Here is a 9963-nt window from a genome sequence, read left to right on the forward strand (position 1 = left end):
ACCCGGCGTGGTAGAAGAATCATCCCAATCCGGAAGCTCAACCTTGGTACCCGGCACCAGCGGCGTTGCCGGAATCGAGCCCTTGTTCTTCGGGTTGGAACCCTTGTTCTTCTCTTCCTCATCCGGGATGCCGTCACCATCGTCATCCTCGTCCTCGGTGTCAGGCGTACCGTCACCATCGGTATCCAGCTTGAAGTTCGCCTTCACCTTATCGGTGGACTTATCCGGGTAGGTCACCGTGACAGGAACATCAAACTCCTCAGCGGTGTCCGCGCTCAGCTTGGAGCCATCCGGGAAGGTAACGGTGATCTCACCGGTGTTCTTGTCAATCTCAACGACGTAGCCCTCAGGAGCCTTGAAGTCCTCACCAATCGCGAACTTCGAACCCTTAGGAACATCAACACCCTTACCGTTCTTGTCAGTAAAGGTCGGCTTCGACTTGGTTTCCTTACCCGGAACAACCAGCTTGTCCTCGTACTTCGGCTCGAGGAAGTCTGCCTGCTTACCGATCACGATCGGCGCGTATGCACCATTAGCAGTGCCGTCGGCGTACTCAACACGAACCGGGAGGTTTACCGTGTCACCAGGCTTGAGTTCTTCACCGTCGATACCATTCGCACCAGGTGTAACCGTAATCACACCGGTTTCAGGGTCGATATCAGCGGCCCAGCCTTCCGGCAACGCATCCTTGTGCAGAACGTACTTTGCACCTGCAAGACGCTCATCAGCCGGATCAATCGGCTCACCCGTCAACGCATCAACGAACTTCGGCTTACCAGTCTTCACCTCAGTGCCGACCTCAGCAAACGTCGGATCATACTGCGGAGAAACCTCAGCAGCCGTCTTCACCAACGCAGTAAACGAGTCGGACGCGAGAGCAATTCGGTCACCATTGGCATCGATGCCGTACAGGGTAGCCGTGTACGTCGTCATCTTGTCGAGATCCTCAGGAACCGTGATCTCACAGTTCGGCAGCGTGCCGTCCGACTTAGCAGGCATACCCAACGAATTAGCAGCTGCGTCACCCTCAATCAGGTTGCCCTCAGCATCAACAGCCTTGCAGGTGTTAACCACATTGCCGTCACTATCCTTCCACTCAACCTGGTAAAGAGCACTCAGGTTAAAGCCAGGAAGACCGTTGGTAAACGCGTGAGTCTTATCACCCGGACGAGCAAAATTCGTCAAGGAGTCATACTTATCCACCGCAAAGTGGATCTGTTTCGGCATCAACGCCATATCCCACGAACCAACATTGTAGTTCGGGCTCAGGCTCGCCTTCTGCATACCACGCATATCGTACGGCGTGCCAGCAACGCCACCAATATCAGCGATCCCCCAGGGGTTAGATGTCAGACCCTGCCACACGTTTCCGCGCCATGCGCCCATATTGGACACGCCGGTCGGCAGGTTCGGCGCGTCGACAAACAGCCAATCCCAGTTGACGTGCTTCGCATTTTCACGGCCGGAGATCTGATTATTGGTAAAGACGCCATCCGCAAAGCTGTCAGCAACCGTACCGGCAAGCTTAGGATCAACCTTGCCCGCCTTATTCGGGTTAATACCGTACGTGCCCTTGAACTGAATCAGGTAGTCGCCATTGCCGTCAGTTTCCGTAACGACGCGCTCAGCGATCCAATCCGGATTCTTCGCGATCTGCTCGTTGATCCAAGCCTGCAACTTCAGCTCATCGTTGACATCCCAGCTGGAACTACGCAGGTCGTGGTTTTGGTACTCCGTACCCTTGTTCTCCTCAACGTGCTTCTGGATCTCAAGCACAGCCTTATCGGAAAGGTACGCCGCAACAACCTGAAGACCCTCGATACGGCGATCATTCTTATCGCCCACGATTTCCTTCTGACCAAGACCGCCAAGGCCCTGGTTCAGGTTCCAGTACGCCTTACCGTAGAAGGAACCGCCCTCTTTACCGTTGGCAGCCTTCTCAATGTCATCCACCTTGCGCCACTCGGACTCGTCGCCAAGCATCTGCTCTGCATTAGCACGCTTGACGAAAACCTGGTGCGCACCAGCCAAGGAGCGCTGCGCAGGACCGGAACCCCAGCCAGCACCACCAGTATCGTCCGCAACAGTGCCATCCGGCACCTGGCGCTCACCGTAGCCACGGACCATCTCGTATTCGTCACGGTCATAGCCGTCGACCCAGATCTTCACCTTCTGGCCACGACCGCCAGCAGCGGTGTTGTACTGCGCGTGGAACTCACGGTATTTACCATCAGAATCGATATACGGACGCATGTTAATTGCGTACGTACCGTCTTCATTCACAGTCGTCTTGTACACCGGCGAAGCAACCGCTGGATTGTCACCAGTCTTGCCCTTGGCCGGCTTCTCAAACCACTGCGCGTAGACAGTCGCGCCCTTAAAGTTCTCCCCCAGACCGGAGCCGGCTGCAGGCAGCGCCTTACCGAAGTCACCCTTTGCAGCGGTATTACCAATCGACGATCCCGGGAATTGGTCGTAGAACAGGACCGTACCTGAAACAGTCTTCTTGCCATTGACTACACCAGGCGAGTAAATCGCATCAGCATACGGTTCACCCGCGGCAGCTGTAGCCTCCGGCTTCGCCGCATCAGCACCCGCAACAGCAGCAGGAGCCTCCTGCGCAAACGCAACCGGCTGCGCCAACGGCGCAACCAACGCAAACGACAACGCAGCCGCAGCAACAGACGTGCCACGACGACGTGCAATGTAATTCTTCTTCACCGAAAAATTCCTTCCTCGAAAATGATTATTCGGTTAGATGAGCCCTTCCCCGTGTGGCGTAGACAGACACATGCCACACAGAGCCGACATAGCCAAGAGTAAAGAAGTGGACATTCGTCCGCAATGATTGCTACGGCTGCCTACAACTAGCGGTCAGGTTTCTTAAGTTTCCCCAAGCAGCCCGGCACCCTCCCCTCTTGTATTCTCAGCAGCGCTTACGCAGTGCAGTCAGCACACGGCAATCTTGGACGTCAATACATCTTTGCGCTTTGGTTTTTCATTCACGCCCCTTTACAACCACTGCAAATGCACGTCGAGACCGACGCGGCTTCCCCGAAAATGCCGTGACGTTATTCCACTCTCCAACCGATGCGTCTTTTTATGGCTGCACAGGCAAAACACCCCAAGGTGAGAGTTTTCTCAGGTTCGGCTTCCCCCTCCATTAGGGGGTGGTTGGGGGACGTGGGGTCGTCGATAAGCAACATGCACACAAAAACCGTTGCCCCGCTCACCAGCGTGGTGAGCGGGGCAACGGTTTCGAGGAAGGTGCCTTCATAGAAGGCGTTTGGCTACCGAATTACTTCTTTTCCGGAGCCGTAGTCTCCTGAGAGGAGCCAGCGTAGGTCTTTCCGGAGGAACCCTTCAGTTCGAGGTTCTTCACGGACGAGCCGCCGGTGGGCGAGCAGTTGTCGTAAATGATCGTGCCGGCGAGGATGCCAGCCGCGATCAGCGCCAGACCGCCGAGGACAGTACCGATATCGGTGCCGTACTGGGCCAACTTCGCGTTGATTGCGTCTGCCTGAGCGGCGACCTGCGGGTTGAACACGCCCAACTGCTGCTGGAGGCGCGTGTTCGCGGTCTGGATCTGCGCATTCGCCTGAGCAGCGAACTCGGTGAGACCCGGGATCTGGATCTGGGTGGCCAGACCGATCGGCAGCAGCGCAATCAGCGGAAGACCGAAGCCGACGGAGGTTGCAATGCACTTGCCGGTGTCGATACCAACCTTTGCGGTGGCCTTGTTGCCGGCGCCGTCGACGACCTGGATCTCCTGGCCGGTCTCGAGGTTCACGCTTGCCGGGACGTTGACCTTCCACTTGCCATCCTTGTCGGTCGTGGTCGTGATCGACTTGCCGTTCGGGAACGTGACAGTGATCTTCTCGCCAGGACGGTCGCCCTTACCGGAGATGGTCTTGGTGCTGGGGGTGATGTCGTCGATAGTCGGTGCCGTGGTGTCTGGCTTCGACTGATCGTCGGCCGGGTTGGCGCCCTTCTCCACCTCCTCGCGGTTGGTGTGGCCGTCGCCATCAAAGTCACCATTCGGATCCAGCAGGGACTTCCCATCCTTGCCCACCAGGTCGAAGTTGGCGGTCGCGGAGTTGGTCGAGTCGTCCTCGTAGGTGAAGTCGACCGCAACAGACGGACGAGCGAACGGCTTGAACGTTTCGAAGAACTTATCCCAACGCTTCTTCACATCGGCGCTCTTGATCTCCGGCAACTTGGCCTCGATCTTCTCCGCGACGTCCTTCATCGAAGGAGCCTTCGCGTTGATCACACCGTTGTCCTGCGGGGTGAACTCCCACTTGTCGGCGTCCGAATCCACGGTCGGCTTCGCCTCCGTCTTCTTCACCGGCGCCTTGGTGCCGAACGGATCGTTGGTGTTCTTCTCACCATCAACCGGCACGTCCGTGACCTTGTCATACTCCGGCACGAAACGCTCCGCGTCAGTACCAACGGTGATCGTCGTCTGCACCTCATCGGTGGAACCATCCGGGTAGGTCACAACAACAGTGACGTCGTAGACGCCCGGCTTCGAGGTATCCGGGGTCTCCTTGTACTTGAAGGTGGTGCCCTTCGGGAGCTTGTCGGTGTCCTTGATATTGCCCTTCGGATCCGGAGTGCCGCCAGTCTTGACCTTCTGGTCCTGGCCCTGCGGGTCGTGCTTGTCAGCGTCGGTCGCGTTCTTCTGCACCTTGACGTTGGCGTTGACCTTGTCGGTGGTGCCATCCGGGTAGGTGGCAACGATGGTCACCGGCTTGTCGCCCTCAGTGGAGGTATCCGGCGCCTGCTCGTACTCGAAGGCCGTGCCCTCCGGCAGCTCGTCGATGTTGGTGACGTGGTCCTTGGCCTCCGGGACCTCGTTCGGAGCGACAGTCTTGTCCTGGACCTGTGGCTCGTAGGCGTCAGCGTCGGACTGCTTCGGGTCTGCTGGCTTCGGGTCTTCCTTCTTCGGGTCTTCCACCTTCACGGTGGCCTGCACCTCGTCGGCAGAACCGTCCGGGTAGGTCACGATGACGGTAACCGGCTTATCGCCAGCCGTGGAGGTGTCCGGCTCGTCCTTGTATTCGAACGTCGTGCCCTTCGGCAACTTGTCCGCGTCCTTGACGTTGTCCTTCGGTTCCGGCGTCTTGCCGGTTTCAACCGTCTGGTCCTTACCCTTCGGGTCGAACTGCTCGGCCTGATCCTTGGCAACCTTCACCGTCACCGGCACCTCATCAGTGGTGCCATCCGGGTAGGTCACAACAACGACAGCCTCCTTGTCACCAGAGGTGTCAGTCTTCGGCGCATCCTTCCAGGCGTACTTGGTGCCCTCCGGAAGCTCACCCTTGTTCGCGATCGAATCCTCAGCCTTCGGCTCAGAATTCTTCGCAACCTCCTGGTCCTTACCCTGCGGGTCGTACTTGCCAGCCTGGTCGGTGACCTTCAGCGGGACAACATCGGTGTGCGCGGTCTCGTTGCCGTCCTGATCCACCAACGTGTAGGTGACGGTGACGTTCGGCTTTTCTTCGGACGCATCAACCTTATCGGTCGGCGTACCGGTGATTGTGCCGTCCTTGAACTCCAGGCCCTTCGGAAGGCCATCAACCTTGATGGAGTCCTTCTTCAGCTCGAAGCCCTGCGGCAGCTTGTCAAAGCCTTCCGGCTTCACTTCCTGCTCGTACGGCTCACCGAAAACACCGTCGGACAGCTTGGTGTCCGTCACCGTGATCTTGGTGACCACCTGCTCCTTACGCTTCTGCGCGACGGGCTTCTTCTCGGTCTTCTCAATACGCTTGTCAGGATCTTGCTCGTCTGGGTTTTCGTAGACCGGGTTGCCGTCGTCGTCAAGCACCGGCACATCCTGCTCGACCAAGACCTCGATCTCGCGAGTCACGATGACCTCAGTGGTGCCCGGGGTAGTCGGCTTGCCGGTGATCTTGCCGGTCTTCGGGTCGATGGCCAGGCCTGCAGGCAAGTCGTTAGCCGAGTAGGACGGTTCAGTGCCCTCTTTCATATTGTCCGGCAGATCCTTGAACAGCGGCGTGACGTCGTTGTCCGGGAACTCAGTGCCAACCGAGCCCAACGGCAGCGGCTCAGGAACAACAGCGGTGAAGGAGTCTGCGATCTCCCAACGATCAGACGGCTTGCCGGAAGCCGGGTCAACAGAAACCAGCGCGGCGGTGTAGACCGTGGTCTCCTTCAGATCCTCAGGAGCCTGGAAGTTGCAGGACTCGAGCGCACCCTTGTCGTCGCTCTTGATCTTGCACATCGCATCCTTGATCTCAGTCTGGGTACCATCCGGAGCGGTTGCGTACCAACGGATTGCGTACTCCGTGTTCGGCAGCAAGCCCGCGGTCTTCGTAGTCACCTTGGAGCCCGGACGACCCTTGTTGTCGTAGGAGTTGTACTCCGGAATATCGAAGGTCGGCTGTGCAGTCATCAACGGGAACTGCAGACCGTTCATGTTCACGCCGGCGGCAATCGCGCCCTGGTCGCGGTAGTTCATGAACATATTGGCGACGAACGCAGAGTTCTTCACGTCGCGGCCCTCAATGTTCGGGTAGATATACATGTAGTCGGTGTTGATGTGACGCACGTCGTACAACGAAGCGCCGGTAAACACGTTGACCCACTGGTTCTGGTAGTCATCGGCAACCTTGCCCCAGTCTTCTTCGCTGACCACATTGTTCACACCGAGGTTGGCCTTGTCGCGCGAGTAGCCCAGCGTGCCCTTGAACGGCAGGTAAATCATGCCGTCAGCGCTGGTCGGGGCAACGACGGTCTCTGCAATGTGGGAGCCCTCGCCGTGCTCGTCCTGGTACGCCTTGATGATGCGCTCCTGGTTCGCACGCTCCTGCTCAACCGTGTAACCCGGGTTCTCGTTCTTCCAAGCGTCGATCTGGCGCGCGACTTCGTCGTTAAGATACGACGCAACAATCTCGATGCCGCCCGCTGCGCGATCACCACGCGCAGGCTGGTACTTGTAGTAGCCCGGCAAGGTACCGGCAGACTCACCAGTCTCCCACCACACCATGGACTCATTCGGGTGAGCGATGCTCTTGATCGCGCCAAAGTCCCCGTAGTACGGGAACTGACCATCTATGGTCGGTTTGCCAGTCTCGCCGTCGAGCGCACGAGTCCAATCCTTCTCCGGCTTGGCCAACCAACCAACGTGATTCGGCTTCTCCTCAAGCACAAAACGACCGTTGGTAATGCGGGAACCAGCAGGACCAGCAGTGAAGTTCCAAGACTCCTGCACGCGGTCCGTGATGGAGGTGTAACGGCCCGAGTTGAAGTCACCCGCGGCAACCACCGAGTACTTGCTTGGATCCGGGTTCTCGCCCCAAACGCGGACGCGAACGCCACCGGCAGCCAGCCAGAACGGCGGCGCGTCAACCTCGTTGGTTACCTTCTCGGACAGGTCGAAGGAGAAGCGCCCCTCGGAGTCAGTCGTGGTGTAGAACGTCGGCGAAACCTCACCGTTCTTGGTCACGTACTGCAAGTAGATGACGTTGCCCTTGAGCGGCTCATTATTCGACGACAAGTCATCGTGGCGGCCATCCTTATTGATGTACGCCCAACCGTGGTAGCCGTAGAAATCACGCCAGCCGCCCTTGGTAAAGATGGCGTTTGGCACCTGCTTGTTCTTGCCTTGGTCCGCGGCTGGGGCTGGGGCTGGCGCTGGGGCCGGGGCTGGGGCAGCCTGCGGGTTGTCTTGCGCAAACGCCGTCGGCTGCGCGAGCGGCGCAACCAACGCGAGCGACAACGTGGCTGCGGCAACCGAGGTGCCACGGCGGCGTGCAACGTAGTTTTTCTTCACAAAGAACCTTCCAGAAACATAGCGATGTGTGTAAACGCAATATCCAATTAATGGACACCCGTTTAGGACTTTGGGAACGCTACGCCTGGTGGACACCTGTCTACAATCCGCCCTTTTGGCCCTACCCCCACTCATGTGATTATTTAGCTTCCCCTCAGGAATTGATATAAAAACTGCCTGGTTCCGTACCGTTGCGTGGATAGTTCCTGTGAGTTCCCTGCCTTTGGGCGGGGGTGGCCCCCGGGGAGGTGGGGTCGTCGATAAGCAATGCGCAAAACGTCGCCCCGCTCACCGGAATGATGAGCGGGGCGACGGATTCGAGGAAGACGCCTTTAGTAAAGGCGCTGGTCTACTGCATTACTTCTCCTTCCCCTCCTTCGACGAACCTGCGTAGGTGTTGCCGGAAGAACCCCTCAACTCGAGGTTCTTGATGGACGAGCCACCGTTCGGCGAGCAGTTGTCGTAAATGATCGTGCCGGCCAAGATGCCAGCGGCGATCAGGGCCAGGCCGCCGAGCACGGTTCCGATATCGGTGCCGTAGCGAGCGAGTTGCGAGTTGATCGCATCCACCTGGGAAGCCATCTGCGGATTGAACACGCCCAGCTGACGCTGCATCTGGGTGTTGAAGTTCTGAATCTGCGCGTTCGTCTGAGCAGCGATGTCAGACAGACCCGGGATCTCCAACTGGGTAGCCAGACCGATCGGCAGGAGCGCGATCAGCGGTAGACCGAAGCCAACCGAGGTGGCGATGCACTTGCCGGTGTCGATGCCAACCTTCTCCTTGGACTCGTTGCCCACACCGTCCCGAGCCTTGACATCGTCGCCCGGCTTCAAGGTGGTGCCGCCAGGAACGGTGACCGTCCAGTTGCCGTTCTCATCGGTCTTGGTCGGCACTTCCTTGCCATCCGGGAAAGTCACGATGATGTCCTCGCCCGGACGGTCGCCGGTGCCGGTGATGGTCTTATCGTCCGGCTTGATCGGGTTGATCTTCGGCGGCGTGGTGTCCGCACCCTCATCTACCGGTTTATCCGGGTTATCAACGGTGACGGTGACCGTGGTGTTGTCCTTGGAACCATCCGGGTAGGTGACCTCGACCGGAACGGTGATCTTGTCGCCCGGCTTGGCGTCCTTCGGAATAGTCACGGTGATCTCGCCGGTGTTCTTATCGACGACCACACCATCCGGCGCGTTCTCACCCGGAGTGAACGTGGTGCCCTCCGGCGGTGTGGTCGGGTTGCCGTCCTTGTCCTTGAACTCAGGCTTATCGACCTTGACGTCCTCACCAGGCTTGCCCGAACCGTCCTTGTACTCCGGCTCGATCTCATCCGCAGTCTTCGCATCCGGGTTGTCAACGGTGACGGTGACATCAACGTTGTCCTTAGAACCATCCGGGTAAGTCACAACAACCGGAACCGTGATCTTGTCACCCGGCTTCGCGTCCTTCGGAATAGTCACGATGATCTCGCCGGTGTTCTCATCGATGGTCACGCCATCCGGGGTGTTCTCACCCGGGGTGAACTTCGTGCCCTCCGGCGGCGTGGTCGGGTTGCCATCCTTGTCCTTGAACTCCGGAGCAGGAACGGTCACGTCCTCACCAGGCTTACCCGAACCATCCTTGTACTCCGGCTCGTAGTCCAGGTTCTGGTTCGGAACCTTCGGGTTGGTCTTGTCTTCCTTCTCCTTCTCATCCGGGATGCCATCACCGTCATCGTCCGGATCCTCGGTATCAGGCGTGCCATCACCGTCGGTATCCAGCTTGAACTTCGCGGTCGCGTCGTCGGTGGACTTGTCCGGGTAGGTCACAATGACCGGAACATCGAACTCCTCAACGGTATCTGCGTTGAGCTTCGACTTATCCGGGAAGGTCACCGTGATCTCGCCGGAGTTCTCGTCGATAGTGACCACGTAGCCCTCGGGAGCCGAGAAACCATCAGTGATCTTGAACGTCGAGCCCTCAGGAGCGGTCGCGTCCTTGCCATCCTTGCCGGTGAAGGACGGCGACGACTTCGTCTCCTTACCTGGGACGACGAGCTTGTCCTCGTAGGACGGCTCGTAAAGGTCCTTGTCCTTGTCGGTCACCGTGACGGTGACGTCAACGTTGTCCTTCGTGCCATCCGGGTAGGTCACAACCACCGGAACGGTGATCTTGTCGCCCGGCTTGGCGT

General features: G+C 58.5%; 3 protein-coding genes. All 3 read right to left on the reverse strand.

Features of this window, described 5'->3' with window-relative positions; genetic code table 11:
* On the reverse strand, positions 1 to 2721 hold a 2721-nt coding region (locus HMPREF2656_RS04000), incomplete at its 3' end, for a YPDG domain-containing protein (protein ID WP_210400956.1).
* A 577-nt stretch (positions 2722 to 3298) separates the two neighbouring features.
* On the reverse strand, positions 3299 to 7798 hold the full coding sequence (locus HMPREF2656_RS04005) for a Rib/alpha-like domain-containing protein (protein ID WP_070815931.1): 4500 nt from the start codon (positions 7796 to 7798) through the stop codon (positions 3299 to 3301).
* Between the two features lie 357 nt (positions 7799 to 8155).
* Positions 8156 to 9963, reverse strand: a 1808-nt coding sequence (locus HMPREF2656_RS04010; RefSeq protein ID WP_210400957.1) for a YPDG domain-containing protein, incomplete at its 5' end; no start/stop codon positions are given.

This window comes from Corynebacterium sp. HMSC034B08, from assembly GCF_001835805.1.
Lineage (GTDB): Bacteria > Actinomycetota > Actinomycetes > Mycobacteriales > Mycobacteriaceae > Corynebacterium > Corynebacterium coyleae.